Source organism: Variovorax sp. AB1(2024), assembly GCF_037482385.2.
Classification (GTDB): Bacteria; Pseudomonadota; Gammaproteobacteria; order Burkholderiales; family Burkholderiaceae_C; genus Variovorax.
Window position 1 is genome coordinate 2,587,846 of sequence record NZ_JBBHKP020000001.1, and the last position, 24,653, is coordinate 2,612,498.

A 24,653-nucleotide genomic window follows, 5' to 3' on the forward strand; every position below is an offset into this window, starting at 1 on the left:
GAGATCTTTGTTCCATGCGGGCGCTCCGCGCGGTCACCGCGCTCCTGGCCGTGACGGCTGGGAGCGCCGTCGCACAGCCGGCGACCACCGCGCCCATCACACTGCAAGGCCCCGGGCCTTACCACCGTCTCACGCTGCCGCTCTCCATCCATGGCCGCGCCGCCTATGCCGACTTGCGCGACCTGCGGGTGCGCAACGGCGCCGGCCATGCGGTGCCCTACGCATGGCTGCGCAGCGAAGCCGCGACACCGCGAATCGCCTCGCGGAACGTGCCGATCTTCGCGTTGCCCGGTGTCGATGCCAGCGCGGCATCCGGCGATGCGGCGCTCGCCTTCACGGTGCGCCCCGACGGCTCCCTGGCGCTTGAAGGCAAGGCCGCCAGCCGCAAGGTGGCCGACGCGGCCCAATGGCTCATCGACCTGAGCCGGGTCAAGGGCAGCCTGCTGCAGGCGCGCTTCGAGATCGCGCCCGACGCGCGCGGCCTGTTCGCTTTCCATCTGGAGGCCAGCGACGACCTGCGCCGCTGGCGCTCGGTGGGCGGTGAGGAGCAACTCGTGCGGCTGTCCCATGGCGGCCAGACCATCGAGCGCCTCGCGGTCGACCTGGGCAATTTGCGCACGCGCTTCCTGCGCTTGCGCTGGAGCGATCCGCAGCACGGCGTGGCGCTGACCGGCGTGGGCATCGACAGCGTGCAGGAGATCGAACCGGCCGCGCCGCTCGAATGGTCTGCTTCGCTGAAGCCCGAACGCTGCGCCGCCGACTACTGCGACTACCTGCCGCCGCGCGGCCTGCCGCTGCAGAGCCTGCGCATCGACCTCGCCGACATCAACACCTTGGCGCAGGTCGCGATTTCCGGGCTGTCCGATCCCGCGCCCACGTCATCGGCCGTACAGCCGCGACCGGTGCCGCTCAATCCGCTTTACGCGCTGCGGCATCGGCAGCGCCAGCCGGTGCAACGCTCGGCCCTGGCGGACGAAACCCCGCTGGTCGACACCGTGGTGTACCGGCTCGCGCAGGCCGGCGGCGAAGCGCGTTCCCCGGTGCTGGCGCTCGACGGAGCCGTGCACGCGCGGTTGCGGCTGCGTACCTCCGGCCCCATGAGCGTGCTGGGCGCCACGCCGCCGACCATTTCCGTGGGCGCGGTGCCGCGCACGCTGGTGTTCCTGGCTCAGGGAGCGGCGCCGTTCTCGCTGGCATGGCGCTCGGCGCCGGAAGCCGCGGGCACCGTGGAAGGCGCGGAGCCCGGTGCGCCGCTGGCGCTGTCCACGCTCATTCCCGGCTATGCGGCTGACAAGCCCGTTGCCGCCGACGGTGCCTCGGTCGCGCTGCCCCTGATGAGCGCTGCCGCCGCCGTGGCGCCGGCTGTCCAGGCGCAAACCGCTCCCATTCAGGCGTCGTTGCGCAAATGGTGGCTGTGGGGGGCTCTGGGTGCCGGCCTGCTGCTGCTGGCCGGCATGGCGTGGTCGCTGTTCGCGAGCCTGCGCAAGGCGAGGGAGCAGGCCGCGGGCGACTGATTTCAGTTGGGATCGAAGGTGTCGCGGAAGGTGAACCAGGTCGAGCTCAGCGACATCGCCGCAAGCACCAGCGCCGTGCCGATGATCAGGATGTTGCCCACCGCCAGCGCGGCGCCGCCGGCGCCCAGCGCGCCCACGCCGACCAGCACCGTTGCCACCAGCCCCATGCCGATGCCGGCAATCAGGAACACGCCGAACCACGCGATGCCGAACAGCGCATAGGCGCCGAAGTTGCGGAACAGCGCGACGATGCTGAAGAAAATGCTCTTCACCGGCTCCACGCGGTGCCAGTGAATCAGCGCCGGCGCGTGCCACATGGCCAGCGACAGCGGCAGGTTCAGGCACATCAGCAGCATGCGCGAGAGCTGGAAGTCGCTGCTGGCAATGATCTCGGGCGTCAGCGGATCGTCGAGCAGATAGGCCTTTGCGAGCTGCCCGCCGTCGACCAGCGCGGTCAACAGCACGGCCAGCACGAAGTAGATGGCTGAAATGACGCCCAGCACCAGCAGCGCGCGCCACTCGGCGCGCATGGCGGAAAACACCGCCACGAGCATTGCCGAACCCGTGGGGCGCCGTGCATCGCCCGCGCGGCCGGCGCCCTCGGCGTTGTCGGTGTATGCCACCGACGTGGCCACCATCAGGCCCAGCGTCATGAACGGCACCAGCGCCGGCGCGATGATGCTGCCGATCACCGGCAGGATCGACACCGTCGACATGATCGCCATCAGCAGGAAGAACAGCGAGATGAAGGCCAGCGGCTGCCGCCAGAAGGTCTTGAGTCCGAGGCGGACCCATTCGGCGCCGGTTCGCGCCGGCACGAGGTTGAGTTTCATGGGTGAGGGTCAGGCTGCCATGAGCGGCGCGAGCGCCTGGGCCATGGCATGCGGGTGGGTGGCGCGGTCGCGCAGCACGCGCTCGAAATGCGCGGGGTCGTGGGGCTTGAGCATGCTCGCCTCGCGCGGCAGGTGGAAGTCCCAGAGGCGGGAGATCCAGAAGCGCAGCGCGGCGGCGCGCAGCATCGCGGGCAGCAGCGCGCGCTCGGCCGCGTTCAGCGGGCGCACGGTTTCGTAGGCGGACAGCAGGGCCTCGGAACGCTCGGCGTCGTGCCGGCCGCTCGGCAGGTCGATGGCCCAGTCGTTCAGGCACACGGCCAGGTCGAACAGCCAGGTGTCGGTGCCGGCGAAATAGAAGTCGAACACGCCGGTCAGGCGGGGCGGGGCGCGATCGTCGTTGTCGCCGGTTGCGAACATGACGTTGTCCCGGAACATGTCGGCATGCACAGGCCCGCGCGGCAGCGCCGCATAGGCCGACGATTCGGCGACGTGGTTCTGGTAGGCCAGCTCGGCGCGCAGCAGCGTCGCCTGCGATTCCTCGATATACGGCAGCACCACCGGCACGGTCTCGTTCCACCAGGGAAGGCCGCGCAGGTTGGGCTGGATGCGGGGGTAGTCGCGGCCCGCGAGGTGCATGCGCGCGAGCATCGCGCCGAGTTCGGCGCAGTGGGCGGGGCCGGGCGCCAGCTCGCTGCGGCCGGAAAGCTTCTGGACCACCGCGGCCGGCTTTCCTGCGACGGTGTGCAGCAGGTCGCATGCGGCTTCAGCGGTGCCTGCGGCGGGGGACGGCCCCTTCCTGGCGGCCTTCTCGGGCGCTGGCGGCTCGGCCACGGGCGCGGGCACCGGCAGGCCGGCGCTCGCCAGGTGCTTCATCAGGCAGAGGTAGTAGGGGAGCTGCTCGGCGCTCAGCCGCTCGAACAGCGTGAGCACGAACTCGCCGGACTCGGTGGTCGCGAAGTAGTTGGTGTTCTCGATGCCGCCCTCGATGCCGCACAGCTCGCGCAGCGGGCCCAGGCCCAGGCGTCGGACGAGCGCGTCTGCCTCGCCGAAATCGACTTCGGTAAAAACTGCCATGACGGGGCTCAGCGCCGCGTTGCGCTTGCTGCTGCGGAAACGGAGAGGCGCACGGTCATCAGAACTTCATCACGTTCCAGACGCGGGGGCCATTGGCGCCCGTTTCCGTGGAGCCCTGGCGACCGGTGGCCGCGTCGGCCGGGAGCACTTCGTAGCCGGGCATGTTCGACTTGGGCTTGACGTTGATGCTCTGCGTGCGGCCGCCGTAGCGGACTTCGTCGACGGTGGCGGCGCTGTCCTCGGTGTGCAGGTTCTCCACCTTCTGGTTGCGTCGGCCTTCGGCGGCCTGCTCCTGATTTTGTAGCGGATCGCCCGGCGGTGCGGCAGCCGGCGCGGGCGCAGGCTGCTGCGCGTGCACGGTGGCGGCAAACGGGGTTGCGAAAGCCAGCGCCAGCAGGATGCGGCGGGCGACCAGGAGTGTGGAGCTAGGCATGCACTGATTGTAGGCGTGCGCCTGCACGGGGGTGTCGGTTTGCACCTCGTTCCGGTGTGGTTCCGCAGGCCAGTGCGGGCACGGCAAAATGACCCGATGACCGACAAGAAAACGCTGCTGCTCGTGGATGGCTCGAGCTACCTCTACCGTGCCTTCCATGCCATGCCCGACCTTCGGGCCGTGCCCGGCGACCCGAAGAGCCCGGCCACCGGCGCCATCCGGGGAATGATCAACATGATGACCGCGCTGCGCCGCGAGGTCCGCGCCGACTACGCGGCCTGCATCTTCGACGCGCCCGGCAAGACTTTCCGCGACGACTGGTACCCCGAATACAAGGCCAACCGCTCGCCCATGCCCGACGACTTGCGCAGCCAGATCGACCCCATCCACGAGGTGGTCAGGCTGCTCGGCTGGCCCGTGCTCAGCGTGCCCGACGTGGAGGCCGACGACGTGATCGGCACGCTCGCCAAGATCGCCGCCGCGCAGGGCATCGAGGTGATCGTCTCCAGCGGCGACAAGGACCTGAGCCAGCTGGTCGACGAGCACATCACCATCATCGACACCATGAACGGCAAGAAGCGCGACGTGGCCGGCGTGACGGCCGAGTTCGGCGTGCCGCCGCACTTGATGGTCGACTACCAGACGCTGGTGGGCGACTCCGTCGACAACGTGCCCGGCGTGCCCAAGGTCGGTCCCAAGACGGCGGCCAAGTGGCTGCTGGAATACGGCTCGCTCGACGCGCTGGTCGAACGCGCCGCTGAAGTGAAGGGCGCCGCCGGCGAAAACCTCCGCGGCGCGCTCGACAAGCTGCCGCTGAGCAAGCGCCTGGTCACGATCCGCACCGACTGCGACCTCGACGGCCACGTCGCCGGGCTGCCGTCGCTCGAAAGCCTGCCGGTCGGCGCGCCGCAGACGGCCGAGCTCAAGCCCTTCTACGAGAAGTTCGGCTTCAAGAGCCTTGTGAAGACGCTCGAGGCGCAGGAAGTGCCGCCCGAGCTGATCGAGGAAAGCATCAAGAAGAAGAAAGCCGGCGCCAAGGCCGGCAAGGACCAGGGCGGCCTGTTCGACGAGCCCGCCGACATGTCGGCGCTGGAGGCGGCGGCTCCCGCGAGCAATCTCAAGTACGACACCGTCATGACCTGGGAGCAGTTCGATGCGTGGCTTGCCAGGCTGGAGGCATCGGAGCTGGCCGCCATCGACACCGAGACCACCTCGCTCGACGAGATGGTCGCGCAGATCGTCGGCGTGAGCTTCAGCGTCACGCCCGGCGAGGCGGCCTACATTCCGCTCGCGCACAACTATCCCGACGCGCCCCAGCAGCTGCCCATCGACGAAGTGCTCGCCAGGCTCAAGCCCTGGCTGGAGAACGGCGACAAGAAGAAGCTCGGCCAGCACATCAAGTACGACCGCCACGTGTTCGCCAACCATGGCATCGAGGTGCAGGGCTATGCGCACGACACCATGCTGCAGAGCTACGTGCTCGAAGTGCACAAGCCGCACGGCCTGTCGAGCCTGGCCGAGCGCCACCTGGGCCGCAGCGGCATCTCGTACGAAGACCTGTGCGGCAAGGGTGCGCACCAGATCCCGTTCAGCCAGGTCGACATCGCCAAGGCTGCCGAATACTCGTGCGAGGACAGTGACCAGACGCTCGACGTCCACAACACCCTCTGGCCCCAGCTGGAGCGCGACGAAAAGCTGCGCTTCATCTACCAGCTCGAAATGGATTCGAGCGAGGCGCTCTACCGCATCGAGCGCAACGGCGTGCTGATCGACGCGCCCACGCTGGCCTCGCAGAGCCACGAACTCGGCACGCGCATCATGGCGCTCGAGCAGGAGGCCTACGACATCGCCGGGCAGCCTTTCAACCTCGGCTCGCCCAAGCAGATCGGCGAGATCTTCTTCACCAAGCTGGGCCTGCCCGTGATCAAGAAGACGCCGAGCGGCGCGCCCAGCACCGACGAGGAAGTGCTCGAGAAACTGGCCGAGGACTACCCGCTGCCCGCCAAGATCCTCGAGCACCGAGGCCTGTCGAAGCTCAAGGGCACCTACACCGACAAGCTGGGACAGCTCGCCAATCCGCGCACCGGCCGCGTGCACACGCACTATGCGCAGGCCGTGGCCGTCACCGGGCGCCTGAGCAGCAACGACCCCAACCTGCAGAATATCCCGATCCGCACGCCCGAAGGCCGCCGCGTGCGCGAGGCTTTCGTGGCGCCCGCCGGCAGCGTGATCGCCAGCGCCGACTACTCGCAGATCGAGCTGCGCATCATGGCCCACATCAGCGGCGACGAGTCGCTGCTGCGCGCGTTCACCGAAGGCATCGACGTGCACCGCGCCACGGCGGCCGAGGTGTTCGGCTCCACGCCGGGCGAGGTGTCGAGCGAGCAGCGCCGCTATGCCAAGGTCATCAACTTCGGGCTGATCTACGGCATGAGCAGCTTCGGGCTGGCCAGGAACCTCGGCATCGAGACCAAGGCCGCGGCGTCCTACATCGAACGCTACTTCGCGCGCTACCCGGGCGTGAAGGCCTACATGGACGAGACCAAGGCGCTGGCCAAGGAGCAGGGCTACGTGGAGACCGTGTTCGGCCGGCGCCTGTACCTGCCCGAGATCAACTCGCCCAACGGCCCGCGCCGCGGCGGCGCCGAGCGCGCGGCCATCAACGCGCCGATGCAGGGCACGGCGGCCGACCTCATCAAGCTCAGCATGGTGAAGGTACAGAACGTGCTTGACGAAGAGAAGCGCGGCACGAAGATGATCATGCAGGTGCACGACGAACTGGTGTTCGAAGTGCCCGAGGCAGAGGTCGAATGGGTGCGCACGGAAATCCCGCGCATCATGGCCGGCGTTGCCGCGCTGAAGGTGCCGCTGCTCGCCGAGATCGGCGTCGGCCCCAACTGGGACAAGGCGCATTGAAAACCACGCTCGAACACGAGACGAAAGAAAAAACCTCCCCAATGAAATTCCCGCATCGCAAGTTCCTGCACACCGCCGTCTTTGCCGTCTGCGCCGCCACGCTCGGCACCGCCTTCGCCGCGCCGGACGCCCGCATCGCTGCGCTCGCCGCCAAGGAAAAGCCGGCGCTGCTCGAGACGCTGAAAGACCTGGTCTCCATCGAGTCGGGCAGCCGCGACCTCGAAGGGCTCGAGAAAATCTCGAACCTCATCGCCGACAGGTTCAAGGCGCTGGGCGGCGAGGTCGAACTGATCGACCCCAGCGCCGAGGCCTACCGCATGGAAGACACGCCCGAGAAGATGGGCCGCGTGGTGCGCGCCACCTTCAAGGGCACCGGCAAGAAGAAGATCCTGCTGATCGCGCACATGGACACGGTCTACACCATCGGCATGCTCAACAAGCAGCCGTTCCGCGTCGAGGGCGACAAGGCCTACGGCCTGGGCATCGCCGACGACAAGCAGGGCATTGCCGTCATCACGCACATCGTGTCGATGCTGCAGGCGATGAAGTTCAAGGAATACGGCACGCTCACCGTGCTGATCAACGGCGACGAGGAAATCAGCTCGCCGGGCGCCCGTGCGCTCATCACGCGCATGGGCGCGGAGCACGACGCGGTCATGTCCTTCGAGGGCGCCTACGTCAAGGAAGACAAGCTCTCGCTTGCGACGGCCGGCATTGCCTCGGTCACGCTGCATGTCACGGGCAAGGCCTCGCACGCGGGCTCCGCGCCCGAGCTGGGCGTGAACGCGCTTTACGAGCTGTCGCACCAGATCCTGCAGATGCGCGACCTGTCCGACCCGGCCACGGGCCTCAAGATGAACTGGACCATCTCGAAGTCGGGCAGCAACCGCAACGTGATTCCGGCCAGCGCCACCGCCGGCGCCGACGTGCGCGTGCTCAAGGTCAGCGACTACGACCGCATCGAGCAGCAGGTGAACGAGCGCGTGAAGAAGCAGCTGATTCCCGAAGCCAAGGTCCAGCTGAATTTCGAACGCCGCCGTCCGCCGCTGGAAGCCACGGACGCCTCGCGCGCCATGGCCCGCCATGCGCAGCAGATCTACAAGGACGAGCTCGGCCTGCCGCTGGGCGCGGACGACAAGGCCGCCGGCGGCGGCACCGACGCGGCCTTCGCGGCGCTGAAGACCAAGGCGCCCGTCATCGAGCGCTTCGGCCTGCAGGGCTTCGGCGCGCACTCGGCCGATGCAGAGTACGTGCTGGTCGACTCCATCGAGCCGCGCCTGTACTTGGGCACGCGCATGGTGATGGACATCGCCCGCAGCAAAACAGCTAACGGCAACTGACGACCCGACCGCCGCCCGCGATGCGCCTGCGCCACATCGAAGTCTTCAACGCGATCATGCTCACCGGCAGCGTGAGCGCGGCGGCGCGGCTCATCAACATCACGCAGCCGGCGGTCAGCCGCACCTTGCAGCATGCGGAACTGCAGCTGGGCTTTCCGCTGTTCCAGCGCGCCAAGGGGCGGCTGACGCCGACCACCGAGGCGCTCACGCTGTATCCGCACATCGAGCGGCTGTTCGCGCAGCTCGACGAGGTGCAGCGGCTTGCCGCCAACCTGCGCACGGCCGGCGACTCGGGCGAGCTGCGCATCCTGAGCGTGCTGGCGCTGAGCTACGAGATCCTGCCGCGCGCGCTCAAGGCCTTTCGCGAGCAGTACCCGGGCTATGCGATCACGGTCGAGTCGCTGCACTCGCCGCAGATCATGTCGGCGCTGCTGCTGCAGGAGGCCGACGTGGGCTTTGCGTTCAGCCCGGCGGTGCATCCTTCGCTCACGCAGGAGTCGCTGGCCGACAGCCGCATGGTGTGCATCGCGCCCAAGGGCATGCTGCCGCGCGCGCTGCTGCGCAACGGCTCGGTGGCGCTGCACGACCTGGTCGACCGGCCGGTGATCGGCCTGGACAGCCGCGACCCCGTCGGCACCAGCCTGAGCCAGGCCTGCCGGCAGGCCGGCGTGGGCTTCCAGCAGGCGGTGGTGACGGTGCAGACCTACCACGCGGCGCTGGCCATGGCGCATCACGGCATCGGCATTGCGCTGATCGACGGCTGCACCGCGCGCTCGGCCGACCGCGAGAAGGTCGACGTGCTCACGCTGGAGCCGCACATCCCGGTGCCGATCAGAGCCCTGCGCTTCGCGGGGCGGCCCGATTCGGTGGTGGTGCGCGGCATCACGCGCTGCATGCAGCAGGCGCTGCAGGACGCCGTCTAGCGCGCTGTTCCGTTCGTGCCGGTCAATCCGCCAGCGCCCGCGCGATCCGCTGCGCGGAACCGAAGGCCAGCGTGAACCCCAGCGCGCCGTGGCCGGTATTGAACAGCATGTTCGACGGCGCGCTATCCAGCCGGCCGATGATCGGCAGGCCCGTCGGCGTGGCGGGGCGCATGCCGGTCCAGGGGTGCAATGCTTCGAAGCGGCTCGCGTGCGGGAAGAGGGCGCGTGTCGCGGCCTCCAGCGTCTCGATGCGCGTGGCCGGAATGCGCGCGTCATGCCCCACCAGCTCGGCCATGCCCGCCACGCGCAGGCGCGAGCCGATGCGCGCGAACACCACCTTGCGTGCGCTGTCCGTCACGTTCACGCGCGGCGCCGCGCCGGGTGCGGGGTCGACATCGACCGTGATGCTGTAGCCCTTGAGCGGATACACCGGCAGGTAGGCACCGAGCAGGCGGCCCAGCCTGTGCGAGGCGGTGCCCAGCGCCATCACGAAGGCTTCGGCCTCCACGTCGCCATTGCCGGTGCGCACGGCGGCGATGCGCTCGCCGTTGCGCGCGAAGCCGTGCACGTCGGTGCCGAGCATGAAGCGCACGCCGCGTGCGCTCAAGGCGCGCATCAGCTCGGCGCATACCTTGAGGCAGTCTGCGGCGCACTCGCTCGGCGTGTAGACAGCGCCAGCCATGCGCGCCCGATAGCCTGCCAGGGCGGGTTCGATGGCGACGCACTCGTCGGGCGTCACCAGCCGCTGTTCGCTGCCCATGGCGCGCTGCAGCTCCAGCTGCGCACGCGCGCCTGCCAGCGATGCCGCACTCGCATACAGCACCAGCTTGCCGGTGGCCGAGAAATCGCAGTCGGGCGAGATGTCGGCCCGCATCGCCTCGAAGCCCGCGCGGCTTTCGGCCGCCAGCGCCAGCAGCTGCGCCGTGGTGCGCTGCGAGGTTTGCGCGTTGCAGGCGGCCAGGAACGCCATGCCCCAGCGCCACTGCAGCGGATCGAGCTGCGGCCGCAGCTTGAGCGGCGAAGTGGGAGAGAGCAGCAGCTTGGGCAGCTGCTTCCAGATCGACGGGTCGGCCAGCGGCTGCACGTAGGAATAGCTGAGCTGCGCGCCGTTGCCGCCGCTGGCCCCGGCTCCCGGCGTCGCGCGATCGATCACCGTGACCTGGTGGCCCTGGCGTTCCAACTGCCAGGCCGTGGCCAGGCCCACGATGCCGGCACCGAGCACACACACATGCATTGGGACAACTTTCCGGGAGTGATGAAGAAAAAAGAAAGAGGCGCAACGCAGACTTTAGAGCCGCGCGCCGCCCGCCGCCCATGCAAATAGCACCCCGCCCCATAGCCAAAGTGCATGCCCGGCAGACCCCGTCTTGCACCCATAACCTTTGGGCATGGCCCGGGTTTCAATTGGAATTATTCGCCTGGGCCCGTCCTTCCTACACTGCCCTTCTGTTCAATCCAACCGAACGGAGCTCGAATGAAATCCTCTTCACTGATGGCTTCCATGGCCGCGGCGGTGCTCTTTGCCGGCACCGGCGCGCAAGCCGCCGACACGCTCGCCAAGATCGCCGAGTCCGGCAAGATCACGCTCGCCTACCGCGAGTCTTCGGTGCCTTTCAGCTACCTCGACGGCCCCGGCAAGCCGATCGGGTTTTCCGTCGAGCTTTCGAATGCCGTGGTCGAGGCGGTGAAGAAGAAACTGAACAAGCCCAACCTGCAAGTGGCGCTGATGCCCGTCACCTCGCAGAACCGCATTCCGCTGATCACCAACGGCACCATCGACCTGGAGTGCGGCTCCACCACCAACAACACCGCGCGCAGCAAGGACGTGGCCTTCGCCATCAATCATTTCTATACGGGCACGCGGCTGCTGGTGAAGAAGTCCTCGAAGATCAAGGACTACGCCGACCTTGCAAAGAAGACCGTGGCCAGCACCACCGGCACGACCAACGTGCTGGTCATGCGCAAGTACAACATCGAGAAGAACCTCGGCATGAACATCGTGCTGGGCAAGGACCACGCGGATTCGTTCCTGCTGCTGGAGAGCGACCGCGCCGTGGCCTTCGCGATGGACGACGTCCTGCTGTTCGGCCTGATCTCCAACGCGAAGACGCCTTCGGACTTCGAGGTGGTGGGCGAGTCGCTGCAGGTCGAGCCCTATGCCTGCATGCTGCCCAAGGACGACCCGGCGTTCAAGAAAGTGGTCGACGACACCTTCGCCGCCATGATGAAGAGCGGCGAATTCGAGAAGCTCTACGACAAATGGTTCATGCAGCCGATTCCGCCGAAGAACCTGCCGCTGAACCTGCCGATGAGCCCGCAGCTGAAGGAAAACCTGAAAGCCTTGAGCGACAAGCCAGCCATTTGAGTTCGCCCCCAGGCGGGGGCAATGCCAGCGGCCCGGCAGAGCCGGTTCCGCGACATTCCTGAAATAGAAAGAGATCATGGTTTCGACGAACGTTGTCGGCATTCTTGGGGGCATGGGCCCCGCGGCGGGCGCCGATTTCGTCCGGCTCTTCGTGCAGGCCTGCGCGCAGCAGATGCGCGCGCGCGGCGAGCCGGTGCGCGACCAGTCCTTTCCCGAACACTGGCTCGCGCAGGTGCCGGTGCCCGACCGCACCGACGCGCTGGCCTCCACCGAGCAGGGCGCGCACCAGCCGCTGGAGCCGATGCTGCAGGCGCTGGGCCGGCTGGCCGCGCTGGGCAGCCGGGCCGTGGCCATCGCCTGCAACACCGCGCACGCCTGGCATGCCAGCCTGCAGGAGCGCTTTCCGCAGGTCGAGCTGCTGCACATGGCGCGCGAGACCGCGCGGCAGCTGTCGGCGCAGGGCGCGAGCGGCGTGGCGCTGATGGCCACCGAGGGCACTTACCGCGTGCGCCTTTATGAGCAGGCGCTGGCCGACGTGGGGCTGCACTGCCACATCCCACTGGCGGAAGAGCGCCGGACCATCACGCGCGGCATCTTCGACGGCGTGAAGGCCGGCAACATGGCGCTGGCCGAGCAGTGCTTTTCCGAAGTTGCGCTGCGCCTGGCGGATCGCCACGGACCTGTGACCATCGTCATGGGCTGCACCGAAGTGCCGCTGGGCCTGCAGGGCTCGGCTGCCGTGGCCGGGCTCGACCTGATCGATCCGGCGCAGGTGCTTGCCGCCGCGCTGGCGCGCCGCGCCTACGGCATCGACCAACCCCACTGAAATTCCGGGCATGGAGGCCGCCGGCCGAATACCGCCTACATTGCGGCGGTGCGTTTTTCGCGCATCCCCCTTGTTCGACGATTCCACTGGAGCCTCCCCATGTCCCTTGACGACAGCCGTTCCGACTTCGACTCGCTTCGCCCCGGCGAGAGCACAGGGCAGGGCGCCACGCGCCGCACCGCGCTCAAGGCCGCCATCGGCGTGGGCTATGCCGCGGCCGTGCTGCCGGTCGCCGCGCAGACAGCCGTCGCCACATCGTCCGAGGGCCTGAAGGCCGGCCCGATCAAGTACACCGTCAACGGCTTCGAGGTGCCAGCCTATGCGGCGGCGCCCGAGGGCAAGACCGGCCTGCCGGTGATCCTCGTCATCCAGGAAATCTTCGGGGTGCACGAATACATCGCCGACACCTGCCGCCGCTTCGCCAGGCTGGGCTACCTGGCCATTGCGCCGGAGCTCTACGCGCGCCAGGGCGATCCGCGCGGCTACACCGACATCCCCAAGCTGCAGGCCGACATCGTCACCAAGGTGCCCGACGCCCAGGTCATGGCCGACCTCGACGGCGCGCTGGCCTATGCCAAGGCCCACGGCGGCGACACCAGCAAGGCCGGCATCACCGGCTTCTGCTGGGGCGGGCGCATCACCTGGCTCTATGCCGCGACCGGCAAGGTCAAGGCGGGCGTGGCGTGGTACGGCCGGCTGGTCGGCCAGGCCAGCGAACTGACCCCGAAGCACCCCGTCGACATCGCCGCCAGCCTGCAGGCGCCGGTGCTCGGCCTGTACGGCGGAAAAGATCAGGGGATCCCCCTTGACACGGTTGATAAGATGAAAGCTGCTCTGGCCAATGGGACTCCGGCGGCCAAGGCTTCGAGCTTCGTCGTGTACCCCGAAGCAGGCCACGCGTTCCATGCCGACTACCGCCCCAGCTACCTCAAGAGCGCGGCGGACGACGGCTGGCAACGCGCCACGGCCTGGTTCAAAGCCAATGGCGTCGCCTGAACACGGCGCCCTGTAGCCACCCCCGCCGAAGGCCGTCCGATGTGACGGCCTTTTTCTTTTTTATGATCGGGCAACGGCCCCGAGACCGTCTCGGTGGCCGCCCCTCTTGCGCAAGCAGCTATGAATTTGATAGTCATCATCGTGGCAACCCTGGTTGCCGGTATCGGGAGCGTCTGGCTCGCGGCCCTGTTGCTGAAAGTGGGCGTGCGCAGTGGTTCGGGCGGCGTCAACCCGCAGCACCTGCTGAGCCTCGCGGCGGGCGCGCTGCTTGCCACCGCCTTCATGCATCTCCTGCCCGAAGCCTTCGAAAGCGGCATCGAGCCCGCGCTGCTGTTCGCGGTGCTGCTGTTCGGGCTGGTCTTCTTCTTCCTGCTCGACAAGGCCGAGCTGTGGCACCACGGCCATGAACACCACCACGGCGGCGGGGCCGACGCGCATGCGGGGCACGACCATGGCCACGATCACGGGCACTCTCACGGCCATGCCCACAGCCACGACAACACGCCGCGCACAGGCGGCTGGGCCGTGCTGACCGGCGACAGCGTGCACTGCTTCGGCGACGGCATCCTGATCGCCTCGGCCTTCACCGCAGACATCCGCCTGGGCCTGGTGGCAGCCATCGCCGTGCTGGCGCACGAGATTCCCCACCACATCGGCGACCTCGTGGTGCTGCGCCAGAGTTCGGCCAACCAGCGCGCGGCGCTGGTGAAGGTGTCGCTCGCCGGCACCATGACCACGCTCGGCGGCATCGTGGGCTGGTGGCTGGTCGACCAGTTGCACGGCTGGCTGCCGTACTTCCTGGTGCTGGCCGGCAGCAGCTTCGTCTACGTGGCGCTGGCCGACCTGATTCCGCAGTTGCAGAAGCGCCTGCCGGCCCGCCAGACGGCGGCGCAGATCCTGTGGCTGGCCGCGGGCATCGTGCTGGTCACCGGCGTGAGCCGGCTGGCCCACGGCGAGCATGGCCACGATCACGGCCACAACGACCCCGGGCACGGCGAACACGGCCACGTGCACAAGGACTGACGCGCCCGGCGGGAAAATTTCCGACACCGACGCTGCGTGCCGGATGAACCGGAACGGCTGAAACAGGCGCACCATAGGGGGCCTGTCAGCAATCAGCCTAGGAACCGATCATGAACAACGTCGACGCCACCGCGCGCTCCGCTTCGCCCTCAGACGACGATGAGGACAACACGCCAGCCGACGACTTCGAGGAGATAGAGAGCGATGCCTCCGACGACCTGTCGGATGAAACCGGCATCGATCTCACCGATGCGAGCGAACTCGATGCCGACAACGTGCCGGCGGACGAGGAATTCGATCGCGTGATGAACGCCCCCGACTGAACGAGTCCTTCAAGGGGATCAGGCCGCCTGCGTCTCGCGCCGCGTGATCACCTGCCCATTGCGCGCACCGCTGTGCACGCCGTCGCGCCAGGTCACGGTCCCGTTCACGATCACCGCGTCGATGCCTTCGGCTGGCTGCATCGGCGTTTCGTAGTTCGCGGTGTCGCGCACCGTCGCGGCGTTGAAGATCACCACGTCGGCATGGTGGCCCGGCTTGAGCGTGCCGCGTTCGTGCAGGCCGAAGTTGCGGGCGGTGAGGCCGGTCATCTTCCACACCGCCGTTTCGAGCGGGAACAGGCCGATGTCGCGGCTGTAGTGGCCCAGCACGCGCGGAAAGGTGCCCCACAGGCGCGGGTGCGGCTTGTCGCCCAGCGGAATGCCGTCGGAGCCGATCATGGTGTCGTCGAACGCGAGGATGCGCTGCACGTCGTCCTCGTCCATCATGAAATAGATCGCGCTGCCGGGTTGCAGCCGCTGCGCGGCCTCTTCCCCCGACACGCCCCATTCGGCGGCGATGTCCTTCAGGTCGCGGCCGGCGCACTCGGGGTGCGGCACGCTGGACGCGATGAGCACGCGGCCTTCCATCATTCCGCGGTCGGTGCGGATCATGGTGGAGCCGGCGGTGTAGGGGTAGCAGTCGAGCCCGATGCACTGGTGCTGCATGGCCTCCTTGATGAAGGGCAGCGTGACCTTGGTCTTGCCGAAGTTCTGCGTGTTCTGCACCTTGTGGTGCGACACCACCACGGGGATGTCCAGCGCACGGCCGATCTGGAAGGTTTCTTCGAGCGACTCCATCACGCGGTCGCTCTCATCGCGCATGTGGGTCACGTACAGCGCCTTGCGCGCGCTGAGCGGGCGGCCGACTTCGATGATTTCCTCGGTCGTGGCCTTCACCGCAGGCGGGTAGAAGGTGCCGGTCGACATGCCGATGGCGCCGGCCTGCATGGCTTCTTCGACGAGGGTCTGCATGGCGGCGATCTCGCTGTCGTTGGCGGGGCGGTCGAGGTCGGACATGACGACGGCGCGCAGGGTCGAGTGGCCGACCATCGCGGCGACGTTGACCGAGGAGGGGGTGGCGCGCAGTGCGTCGAGGTAGGCGGCAAAGCTGGTGAAGCGGCCTTCGGCGGGCGACTCGAGCAGGCTCAGCGGCATCGGCAGGTCCATGTCGATGCGCAGCGGCGCGGCGCTGATGCCGCAGTTGCCGGCGATCACCGTGGTCACGCCCTGCGAAACCTTGAACGGCATCTGCGCCTGGGACAGCACGGCCTGGTCGTCGTGGGTGTGCGAGTCGATGAAGCCGGGTGCGACGATGCGGCCGGTGGCGTCGATGATCTGTTCCGCGGTGTGGCCTGCGAGGTTGCCGATGGCGGCGATGCGGCCGGCCGTGATGCCCACGTCGGCGTCGAAGCGCGGCGCCTTGGTGCCGTCGATGACTGTGCCGCCGCGGATCAGCAGGTCGTAGTGGGGTGTGGGTTCGGTCATGTCGGGTCCTTTCGTGTTTTTTGGGCGTTTTTTTCTTGGTGCTCTGGTTCAGGGTGCGTGCACAGGCCGCCGGGTACTCCCCTCCGCGAATGTCCCCCGGCCTTCGGCCTCCTCCTTTATTTCGCTGCGGGGAGTACCCGGCGCCCTGTGCACATGGACGCAGCGCTTGTGCGAGCCAACCAACCAGGGCTCTGAACGATCGTGCCGGCGGGGTGCCTTGCGCAGCGAAATAAAGGAGGAGGCCGAAGGCCGGGGGACATTCGCGGAGCAAGGTACCCCGTCGGCACGATCGCACCCCGAACAACCGACCTGAGCAACAAGCAAAGTCATCTCAGCGGAAATGGCAGGCAACCCAATGCCCGCCATTGGAAGAAGAAGGGCGCTCGCCAAGCTCGGGCACCTTCTCCTTGCACACCGCCTGCGCCATCGGGCAGCGCGTGTGAAAGCGGCATCCCGAAGGCGGATTGGCGGGGCTCGGCGGATCGCCCTGCAGCAACATGCGCCGCGCGGGCGTGCGCGGGTTGGGTACGGGCACGGCCGACAGCAGGATCTCCGTGTATGGGTGCAGCGGCGCCGAGAACAGCGTGTCGCGGTCCGCGATCTCGACGATGTGCCCGAGGTACATCACCGCCACGCGATGGCTGATGTGCCGCACCACCGCAAGATCGTGCGCCACGAACAGATAGGCGATGCCGAATTCGGCCTGCAGGTCCATCAGCAGGTTGACCACCTGCGCCTGCACCGACACGTCGAGCGCCGAGACCGGCTCGTCGCACACGATCAGCTTCGGGTTCAACGCCAGCGCGCGTGCAATGCCCAGGCGCTGCCGCTGGCCGCCCGAGAACTCGTGCGGATACTTCTTCGCCGCCTCCGGCCGCAGGCCCACGCGCGAGAACAGCCACTGCACGCGCTCGCGCCGCTCGGCCGCGCTGCTGCCCGTGCCGAGGTTGCTGAAATTGCGCATCGGCTCGGCCACGATGTCGCCGGCTGTCAGGCGCGGGTTCAGCGAGGCGTACGGGTCCTGGAAAATGATCTGCAGGTCGCGCCGGCGCATGCGCATGTCTTCGGACGAGAGCGTCAGCAGCTCCTCGCCCTCGAGCTGCACCGAGCCACCGCTGGGCTCCACCAGCCGCAGCACCGACTTGGCCGTGGTCGTCTTGCCGCAGCCCGACTCGCCGACCAGCGACAGCGTCTCGCCGCGCGCCACCGAAAAAGACACGCCGTCGACCGCCTGGATCGGCGGCTTGCGCGGGCTGAGCCAGCGCTTGGGCGCGGTGTAGTGCTTGCGCAGGTCGCGCACCCGCAGCAGCGGTGCGGTGGCCGTGGTCGTTGTCGTCATGCCGTCACCTCTTCCACGCCGGCCCATTGTTCTTCGACCGCGAAGCAGGCCACCACGTGGTCGCCGCCTTGCAGGGTGAGTTGCGGCGCCTCGGCGCGGCAGCGTGCGCGCGCATGGCTGCATCGCGCCGCGAAGGCGCAGCCGCGCCCCAGTTCGTGCGCGGCGGGCACCAGGCCCGGTATCTCGGTAAGACGCGTGCTCGCGGTGTTCATCGCGGGCATCGAGGCCATCAGCGCGCGGGTGTAGGGGTGCAGCGGGCGGTCGAACAGGTCGACCACGTCGGCTTCCTCCACCTTCTTGCCGGCATACATCACCACGACGCGGTCGCAGCTCTCGGCCACCACGCCCAGGTCGTGCGTGATCATCACCACGCCCATGCCCAGCTCCTTCTGCAGCCGCTTGATGAGGTCGAGGATCTGCGCCTGGATGGTCACGTCGAGCGCGGTGGTCGGCTCGTCGGCGATCAGCACCTCGGGGTTGCAGGCCAGGGCCAGCGCGATCATCACGCGCTGGCGCATGCCGCCGGAGAGCTGGTGCGGGTACTCGTTCACGCGGCGCTCGGGCTCGGGGATCTGCACCACGCGCAGCATTTCTACCGCGCGCTTGAGGGCATCGGCGCGGCTGGCCTTCTGGTGCAGCTGCACCGTCTCGGCGATCTGCCGGCCCACGGTGAGCACCGGGTTCAGCGACGTCATCGGCTCCTGGAAGATCATCGAGATGCGGTTGCCGCGGATCTGCCGCATCTCGCGTTCGCTGAGCTGCATCAGGTCGGTGCCGCGCAGCCGCACGGCGCCCATGTGGCGGCCCGGCGGCGTCGGCACCAGCCGCAGGATGGACAGTGCCGTCACGCTCTTGCCGCAGCCCGATTCGCCGACCACGCCCAGCGTGCGGCCCGCGCGCACGGTGTACGAAACCCCGTCGACCGAGCGCACCACGCCGGCCAGCGTGTGGAAGTGGGTGCGCAGGTTGTCGACCTCGAGCAGCGGCTCGCCCGGGGCGAGCGCGGTGTGGGACATGTTGATCGTCATGGCATGTCCTTCACAGTTGCCGCGCCAGGCGCGGGTCGAGTGCGTCGCGCAGGCCGTCGCCGAGCAGGTTGATGGCCAGCACCGTGGCCGCCAGCAGCAGCCCCGGGTACAGGATGATGTGGAAGGCCACGGTCACGAAGTTGCGGCCCTCGGCCATCATGTTTCCCCAGCTTGGCGTCTGCGAAGGCACGCCCACGCCGAGGAAGGACAGCGCCGCTTCCGTCAGCACCGCGGCCGCCGCCACGAAGGTGGCCTGCACCACCAGCGGCGCCACGATGTTCGGCAGCACGTGGCGCACCAGGATGGTCGGCAGCCGCGTGCCCACCGCATGCGCAGCCTCCACGAACAGCTGCTCGCGCAGCGTGAGCGCCAGGGAGCGCACCAGCCGCACCACGCGCGGGATCTCGGGCACGGTGATGGCGATGATCACCGTCGTCAGGCTGGCGCGCGTCACGGCCATCAGCGCGATGGCCAGCAGGATGCCTGGGATGGCCATGAGCCCGTCCATCACCCGCATCACGGGGCCGTCGGCCCAGCGCACGAAGCCTGCCACCAGCCCGAGCGCGATGCCGAAGAAGGTAGCGAGTACCGCCACCGTGGCGCCCACGATCATCGACACCTGCCCGCCCCATACGGCGCGGCTGAACACGTCGCGCCCCAGCGCGTCGGTGCCGAACCAGTGCTCGGCCGAGGGCGGCTGCATGCGCGCGAGCGGGTCGATGTCCTGCGGATCGTGCGTGGCGATCCACGGCGCGGCAATGGAGAGAGCGGCAATCGCGATCAGCAGCAGCGCGCCGATGATCAGCGTCGGGTGCTTGCGCACCCAGCGAAAGCGCGGCGGCACGAAGGGCGCCTCATCATCGGCCGGAGCGGCAGGGGCTTGTGCGGTGTTCAAGGGAAGGACCGTGGACATTGCGTGGGGTTCTTCTTCGTCAGTACTGGATGCGCGGGTCGAACAAGCGGTAGCTCAGGTCGATCAGCAGGTTGATCAGCACGTACACGCCCGCCGACAGCAGCAGCACGCTCTGGATCACCGGGTAGTCGTGCCGCTGCACAGAGTCGATCACCAGCCGGCCCACGCCGGGTATGGCGAACACCGTCTCCGTGACCACCACGCCGCCGATCAGCAGCGCGATGCCCGCGCCGATGGTGGTGGCGATGGGAATGGCCGCGTTGCGCAGCGCATGCCCCAGCACCGGCAGCACGCCCAGGCCCTTGGCACGCGCGGTGCGGATGTAGTCTTCATGCAGCACCTCGAGCACGGTGGCGCGCGTCATGCGCGTCACCAGCGCGATGTACACGAGCGCCAGGTTCACGCAGGGCAGCACCAGCGAGCGCAGCCATTCGCCCGCGCCGTCCGCGAAGCGCACATAGCCCTGCACCGGAAACCACGGCAGCTGGATGGCGAAGCTGTACACCAGCAGGTAGCCCACCAGGAACACCGGCACCGAAAAAGCCAGCACCGCGAACAGCATCACCAGCCGGTCGATCCAGCTGCCCGCGCGGTAGGCCGCGAGCGTGCCCAGCGGCACCGCCACCACCAGCGTGATGAGCATGGTCAGCGCGGCGATCGACACCGTGGGCTCCAGCCGCTGGCCCAGCAGCTGCGCCACCGGAACCTGCGTGAAGATCGATGTGCCGAGGTCGCCGGTGAACAGCTTGCCCAGCCACAGCGTGAACTGCTGCCACAGCGGCAGGTTCAGCCCGAGCGTGGCGCGCAGCTTCTCGATGTCTTCGGTGGTGGCGAGGTCGCCCGCGATGAGCGCGGCCGGGTCGCCCGGCGACAGGTGGATCAGCAGGAACACCACCACGGCCACCACCGCCATGACCGGAAGCGTCGAGAGAAAACGTCGAACGATGTAGCCCATGGAATGACCTGCGTGCGCTGTTCGGGCGCGTTACTTGTCGAGCGCCCAGAACACCGGCATGCCGGCCCAGAGCTTGTCCAGCCCCTTGAGGCTGGAGCGCGCGGCATACGCGGCCGAGTACTGGCCCGCGTTGATGTACGGCACGGCCTGGTAGGCGCGGGCCTGGAAGGCGTCGAGCAGTTCCTTGCGCTTGGCGGGAACGGTCTCTTTCAGCCAGGCGGTGCGCAACTCGTCGAGCGGCTTGTCGCAGGGCCAGCCGGGCAGCGTGTTGCCGCAGGCCGCGCCCAGGTAGGCGTTGGCGATGGGCGAGTTGGCGTCGAACTCGCCGGCCACCGTGACGTACATGTTCCAGCCGCCGGCATCGCCCGCGTCGCGCTTGGCGCGGCGCGCGCCGATGGAGGCCCAGTCCATGGTCTGGGCATCGACGTTCAGGCCGATGCTCTTCATGGTCTGCGCGGCCATCAGCGCCTCGGCGTTGAGGTAGGGCACGTCGCTGGGCACCATCAGCACCACTTTCTCGCCCTTGTAGCCGGCGTCGGCGAGCATCTTCTTGGCCTTGGCCACGTCGGCCTTGCGGTAGGGCTCCGCGCCGGCGGAGGTCTCGTTGGGGCTGCCGCAGATGAAGTAGGTGGCGCAGTAGGCCATGCGCATGTCCAGCGGAAAGCCCATGCCCGCCATGAAGCGCTCCTGGCTCACACCCTGCAGCAGCGCCTGGCGCACCTTCGGGTTGTCGAAGGGCGGGTGCAGCTGGTTCATCACCAGGAAGGCCTGGTAAGCGCCGCCGGAGCCGATCTTGACGTTGGAATCGGTGCGCAGCGGCGCGATGTAGTCGGGCGGCAGCTGCTCGATGAAATCGACCTCGCCGCGCTTGAGCGCCGACACCGCGCTGTTGGCGTCGGGCAGGTAGAGCCATTCGATGCGATCGAAGTTGCTCTTCTTGCTGCCCGCCAGGCCGTTTGATGGCTCGCTGCGCGGCACGTAGTTGGGGTTGCGCACGAACACCGTCTTGTTGCCCGGCACCCATTCGTCGCGCTTGAAGATGAAGGGGCCGGAGCCCAGCACTTCAGGCAGCGGCGCGGAGGCGGGCATCTTGGCCAGCCGCTCGGGCAGGATCACCGGCGGAAAGCCCGAGGGCTTGGCCAGCGCGTCGAGCACCATGCCGAAGGGCTCGCTCAGCGTGAGCGTGAGGGTGCGCGCGTCGGTCGCCTTCCATTCGGCGCCCACCGCCGTCATGGCGCGGCCCAGGCTGTCGCGTGCGGCCCAGCGCTGCAGCGAGGCCACGGCGTCGGCCGCGGTCACGGCGCTGCCGTCGGAGAACTTCAGGCCCGGGCGCAGGGTGAAGCTCCACTGCTTGCCGTCTTTCGAGGTGGTGTATTTCTCGACCATCTGCGGCTGCGGCTTGCCAGTGGAGTCCTGCGCGAACAGGGTGTCGTACACCATGTAGCCGAAGTTGCGCGAGATGTAGGCCGTGGTGAAGGTCGGGTCGAGGATCTTCAGGTCGGCGTGCGCCACCACCTTCAGGGTCTTGGGCTGCGTCTGGGCGAGTGCCGGGAAGCTCGCCGCGCAAGCGGCAAGACCCAGGGCTGCAAAGGCGGCAAGCGTTCGTCGTTTCATCGTCGGTTCTCCGGTCGGTGGGGGCGAAAGAAAGGCAGGAAGAAAATCAGGCCGCGACGCCGATCGGCCACTTGGGCAGGCGTGCCTTGCGGTAAGGCAGCGTCGTCAGGTCGAGCGTCACGGCGCCCGGCGCGCCCGCGTAGATGACGTGCTTCGCCACCTTGGAGTACGACGCATAGAAATGCTGCGAAGACTTCACGACCACGATCTTCTTCGCGGCCAGGTCGCAGCCCAGTTGCGTGAACAGGTCGGTGCCCATGGCCTGGTTGCGCCGCGTGATCAGCACAATCTCGATGCCGCCTGCCTCGACCAGCGCGCAGTCGCCCATGGCCGTGGGCGTGTTCGACAGGCCCGTCATCACCAGGTCGTGCATCAGCGCCTTCACGGTGCAGTCAAGGTCGAGCGGGTCGCCCGACAGCGGGCTGATCTTGCCGCCGATGCGCATCTGCAGCCTGGCGCCCACGCCAGCGTCGAACGCGATGCGCACCGCGATCGGATCCCACATCGGGCCGAGAGCCGCGTTGGTGATGCCGCGCTCCAGCATGCGGCGCAGGATGAAGGTGGAGTCGCTCGCCGCGCCGCCGCCGGGGTTGTCGGCACCGTCGGCCAGCACCACCGGGCCGCCGTCGAAGGCCAGTGCTTCGTCGAGCGAGGCGTCGATGCTGGGGTAGTTGACCGTGAGGCCGTCGCGCATGGCGATGACTTCGTCTGCCAGCTGGCGCGCCAGCGCATCGGCCTTGGCCTGGTCGCCGTCGGTGTACACCAGCACCTTGGTGCCCATCTCGGGCACGTCGCCCCACGAGAAGCCGTGCGTGAGCGAGACAGACAGCACGCCGTCCTTTCCTTCGAGGGCCTGCATGCGCTCGACGAAGCTGCGCGCCGGCTCGCGCGAGGTGTGCACGGTGACGATGATGTCGCAGTCGACCATCGCATGCACCGGCTTCACCTTGCCCTCGACTGCCGCGGCGCAGATGTCCACCAGCTCCAGCCCGCGCTCGAGCACGTCGGTGTGCGGATATTCCTTGAAGGAGACCATCACGTCGGCGTTGTCGACCATCGCGGGCGTGAGGTGGTTGTGCGGATCGAGCTCGGCGCCGATGACCACGTCGGGCCCGACGATCTGCCGCACGCGCTGCAGCATGTCGCCTTCGCAGTCGTCGTAGCCGTCGGCCACCATCGCGCCGTGCAGGCCGAGCAGCACCATGTCCACCGGCAGCGCGGCGCGCAGGTCGGTGAGCATTTCGTCGCGCAGCGTCTCGTAGGCGTGGCGCGTGGTGATGCCGCTGGGCTGTGCGCCGGCCACCATGCCTTCGAGCAGCGTCCAGCCCTTTTCCTTGCCGCGGATGCGGGCTGCCCACAGCGGGCCCGAGTAGATCGTCAGCGCATCGGGATGCTGGCCGGCGGGGAAGTAGCCGCGGTCCTTGAAGGAGGCGAGGCCGGTCGGCATCGGGCCGAAAGTGTTGGTCTCGGTGGCGAGGGAGGCACTGAACACACGCATGGATGGTCTCTTTTGTGGTTGTGGGTTTTTCTGTTCAGGCAGCCGCGGCGGCGGTGCGCAGCCGCTGCGGGCCCAGCATCTCGGCCGTGAGCCCGAAGTCCGCGATGCGCTGCGGCAGCGGCAGGCCGCGCGCCAGCGCGGCGCAGGCCTCGCCCATGGCGGCGGAGGTCTGGATGCCGTAGCCGCCCTGCGCGGCCACCCAGAAGAAGCCGGGCGCGGCGGGCTCGAAGCCGCCCACCAGGTCGCCGTCGGCCACGAAGGAGCGCAGGCCCGCCCAGGTGCGCGTGGGCCGGCGGATGTTGAGCGTGGTGGCTTCCTCGATGTGGTGGATGGCGTAGGCGATGTCCAGCTCTTCGGGCTGCACGTCCTGCGGCTCCACGGGGTCGGCGTTGGCCGGCGAGCCGAGCAGCATGCCGGCGTCGGGCTTGATGTACCAGCTCTCGTCGGCGCCGAACACCATCGGCCAGTGGGCCACGTTCTCGCCCTCGGGCGGCGCGAAGATGAAGGCCGAGCGCCGGCGCGGCTCGATGCCCAGCGGCGGCACGCCGGCCAGGCGCGCGATGGTGTCGACCCATGCGCCGGCCGCGTTGAGCACCACGGGGGCTTCGTACACGTTGCCGCCGGCCGTGACGCGCCAGACGTCGCCGGTGCGCTCGATGGCCGTCACGCCCGCATCGCACACCAGCTTGCCGCCGGCCTGCCGCATGCCGCGCAGGTAGCCCTGGTGGATGGCGTGCACGTCCATGTCGGCCGCGTCGGGCTCGTACACCGCGCCCTGCACCTGTTCGGGCCGCAGCGCGGGCACCAGTTCGCGGGCCTGCTCGCCGGTCAGGCGCGAGGCGCCGGTGTCCATGGCGCGCAGCACTTCCCAGTGGGCCTCGAGCTCGGCCATGTGCTCGGCGCCCGCGACCATCATGGCGCCGCGCGGCGTGAGCAGCGGGTGCTCCGAGAAACCTTCGGGCGGATGCTCGAGGAAGGCGCGGCTGGCCATGGTGAGGGCGCGCACCTGCGCCGTGCCGTAGCTTTCCATGAAGAGCGCGGCCGAGCGGCCGGTGGAGTGGTAGCCCGGCTGGGACTCCCGCTCCAGGAGGATCACGCGGGCGTGCGGCGCGAGCCAGTGGGCCACCGAAGCCCCGGCAATGCCGCCGCCAATCACAAGGTAGTCGGCCACGAGGGGCGCTGGTGTATTGGAAGTCATCGGCGAAAAGTGTAGGAACAAATTTGCGGATACGCAAATTAAAAAAGGCCGACCAAGGGG

The 24,653-nt window shown here is 68.4% G+C and carries 21 protein-coding genes; 9 read left to right on the forward strand and 12 right to left on the reverse strand.

Translation table 11 applies throughout. The features are described from left to right. Positions 1 to 14 precede the first annotated feature (14 nt). Complete coding sequence (locus WIX39_RS12095) at positions 15 to 1,514, forward strand: DUF3999 domain-containing protein (RefSeq protein ID WP_106935218.1); 1,500 nt, start codon at positions 15 to 17, stop codon at positions 1,512 to 1,514. 2 nt (positions 1,515 to 1,516) lie between these two features. On the opposite strand, the gene WIX39_RS12100 is transcribed toward WIX39_RS12095, so the two are convergent. The 3 genes from WIX39_RS12100 to WIX39_RS12110 are packed head-to-tail and all read right to left on the reverse strand — an operon-like array spanning position 1,517 to position 3,854. Continuing rightward, the gene (locus WIX39_RS12100) at positions 1,517 to 2,347 is read right to left on the reverse strand and encodes a BPSS1780 family membrane protein (RefSeq protein WP_106935217.1); all 831 of its coding nucleotides are present in this window, start codon (positions 2,345 to 2,347) and stop codon (positions 1,517 to 1,519) included. A gap of 9 nt (positions 2,348 to 2,356) precedes the next feature. Beyond that, positions 2,357 to 3,421 (reverse strand): homoserine kinase, encoded by a 1,065-nt coding sequence (locus WIX39_RS12105; protein ID WP_409195072.1) that lies wholly within the window; start codon positions 3,419 to 3,421, stop codon positions 2,357 to 2,359. Positions 3,422 to 3,479: 58 nt separating this feature from the next. After that, complete coding sequence (locus WIX39_RS12110) at positions 3,480 to 3,854, reverse strand: hypothetical protein (RefSeq protein ID WP_106937515.1); 375 nt, start codon at positions 3,852 to 3,854, stop codon at positions 3,480 to 3,482. 96 nt (positions 3,855 to 3,950) lie between these two features. Here WIX39_RS12110 and polA point away from each other — a divergent pair, with 96 nt between their 5' ends. From polA to WIX39_RS12125, 3 genes are read left to right on the forward strand one after another with little or no spacing between them, the layout of a single operon-like run. Next, the gene (gene polA, locus WIX39_RS12115) at positions 3,951 to 6,770 is read left to right on the forward strand and encodes a DNA polymerase I (RefSeq protein ID WP_081266876.1); all 2,820 of its coding nucleotides are present in this window, start codon (positions 3,951 to 3,953) and stop codon (positions 6,768 to 6,770) included. A 41-nt stretch (positions 6,771 to 6,811) separates the two neighbouring features. Next, entirely contained in the window at positions 6,812 to 8,110 is a 1,299-nt protein-coding gene (locus WIX39_RS12120) for a M20/M25/M40 family metallo-hydrolase (protein ID WP_205366972.1), read from the forward strand. 20 nt (positions 8,111 to 8,130) lie between these two features. Continuing rightward, the gene (locus WIX39_RS12125) at positions 8,131 to 9,033 is read left to right on the forward strand and encodes a LysR family transcriptional regulator (protein WP_081266874.1); all 903 of its coding nucleotides are present in this window, start codon (positions 8,131 to 8,133) and stop codon (positions 9,031 to 9,033) included. A 22-nt stretch (positions 9,034 to 9,055) separates the two neighbouring features. Here the strand turns inward: WIX39_RS12125 and WIX39_RS12130 are convergent, their stop codons facing one another. Continuing rightward, positions 9,056 to 10,267 (reverse strand): D-amino acid dehydrogenase, encoded by a 1,212-nt coding sequence (locus tag WIX39_RS12130; RefSeq protein ID WP_106935214.1) that lies wholly within the window; start codon positions 10,265 to 10,267, stop codon positions 9,056 to 9,058. Positions 10,268 to 10,507: 240 nt separating this feature from the next. Here WIX39_RS12130 and WIX39_RS12135 point away from each other — a divergent pair, with 240 nt between their 5' ends. The 5 genes from WIX39_RS12135 (at position 10,508) to WIX39_RS12155 (ending at position 14,566) form a co-directional block, all read left to right on the forward strand. Continuing rightward, on the forward strand, positions 10,508 to 11,398 hold the full coding sequence (locus tag WIX39_RS12135; protein ID WP_106935213.1) for a transporter substrate-binding domain-containing protein: 891 nt from the start codon (positions 10,508 to 10,510) through the stop codon (positions 11,396 to 11,398). A gap of 76 nt (positions 11,399 to 11,474) precedes the next feature. Continuing rightward, positions 11,475 to 12,224, forward strand: a complete 750-nt coding sequence (locus tag WIX39_RS12140; protein WP_106935212.1) for an aspartate/glutamate racemase family protein — start codon at positions 11,475 to 11,477, stop codon at positions 12,222 to 12,224. A 99-nt stretch (positions 12,225 to 12,323) separates the two neighbouring features. Further along, complete coding sequence (locus WIX39_RS12145; protein ID WP_081266870.1) at positions 12,324 to 13,220, forward strand: dienelactone hydrolase family protein; 897 nt, start codon at positions 12,324 to 12,326, stop codon at positions 13,218 to 13,220. 120 nt (positions 13,221 to 13,340) lie between these two features. Then, entirely contained in the window at positions 13,341 to 14,243 is a 903-nt protein-coding gene (locus WIX39_RS12150) for a ZIP family metal transporter (protein WP_106935211.1), read from the forward strand. 110 nt (positions 14,244 to 14,353) lie between these two features. Further along, entirely contained in the window at positions 14,354 to 14,566 is a 213-nt protein-coding gene (locus tag WIX39_RS12155) for a hypothetical protein (protein ID WP_081266868.1), read from the forward strand. 18 nt (positions 14,567 to 14,584) lie between these two features. Here the strand turns inward: WIX39_RS12155 and WIX39_RS12160 are convergent, their stop codons facing one another. The 8 genes from WIX39_RS12160 to WIX39_RS12195 all read right to left on the reverse strand — a co-directional run bounded on the left by WIX39_RS12160 (position 14,585) and on the right by WIX39_RS12195 (position 24,593). Further along, the gene (locus WIX39_RS12160; protein WP_106935210.1) at positions 14,585 to 16,048 is read right to left on the reverse strand and encodes an N-acyl-D-amino-acid deacylase family protein; all 1,464 of its coding nucleotides are present in this window, start codon (positions 16,046 to 16,048) and stop codon (positions 14,585 to 14,587) included. 331 nt (positions 16,049 to 16,379) lie between these two features. Beyond that, positions 16,380 to 17,387 (reverse strand): ABC transporter ATP-binding protein, encoded by a 1,008-nt coding sequence (locus WIX39_RS12165; protein ID WP_081266866.1) that lies wholly within the window; start codon positions 17,385 to 17,387, stop codon positions 16,380 to 16,382. Beyond that, positions 17,384 to 18,415 (reverse strand): ABC transporter ATP-binding protein, encoded by a 1,032-nt coding sequence (locus WIX39_RS12170; RefSeq protein WP_081266865.1) that lies wholly within the window; start codon positions 18,413 to 18,415, stop codon positions 17,384 to 17,386. Before WIX39_RS12170 ends, WIX39_RS12165 begins: the two co-directional genes overlap by 4 nt. A gap of 10 nt (positions 18,416 to 18,425) precedes the next feature. Further along, positions 18,426 to 19,328: an ABC transporter permease gene (locus WIX39_RS12175; RefSeq protein WP_237679369.1), complete on the reverse strand. Its 903-nt coding sequence runs from the start codon at positions 19,326 to 19,328 to the stop codon at positions 18,426 to 18,428. 19 nt (positions 19,329 to 19,347) lie between these two features. After that, on the reverse strand, positions 19,348 to 20,283 hold the full coding sequence (locus tag WIX39_RS12180; RefSeq protein WP_081266863.1) for an ABC transporter permease: 936 nt from the start codon (positions 20,281 to 20,283) through the stop codon (positions 19,348 to 19,350). A gap of 30 nt (positions 20,284 to 20,313) precedes the next feature. Next, positions 20,314 to 21,897 carry an ABC transporter substrate-binding protein gene (locus tag WIX39_RS12185; protein ID WP_106935208.1) on the reverse strand — a complete coding sequence of 528 codons (1,584 nt, stop codon included), beginning with the start codon at positions 21,895 to 21,897 and terminating at the stop codon, positions 20,314 to 20,316. A gap of 46 nt (positions 21,898 to 21,943) precedes the next feature. Further along, complete coding sequence (locus WIX39_RS12190) at positions 21,944 to 23,395, reverse strand: M81 family metallopeptidase (protein WP_409195073.1); 1,452 nt, start codon at positions 23,393 to 23,395, stop codon at positions 21,944 to 21,946. Positions 23,396 to 23,429: 34 nt separating this feature from the next. Continuing rightward, positions 23,430 to 24,593: an NAD(P)/FAD-dependent oxidoreductase gene (locus WIX39_RS12195; RefSeq protein WP_409195074.1), complete on the reverse strand. Its 1,164-nt coding sequence runs from the start codon at positions 24,591 to 24,593 to the stop codon at positions 23,430 to 23,432. Between the last annotated feature and the right edge of the window lie 60 nt (positions 24,594 to 24,653).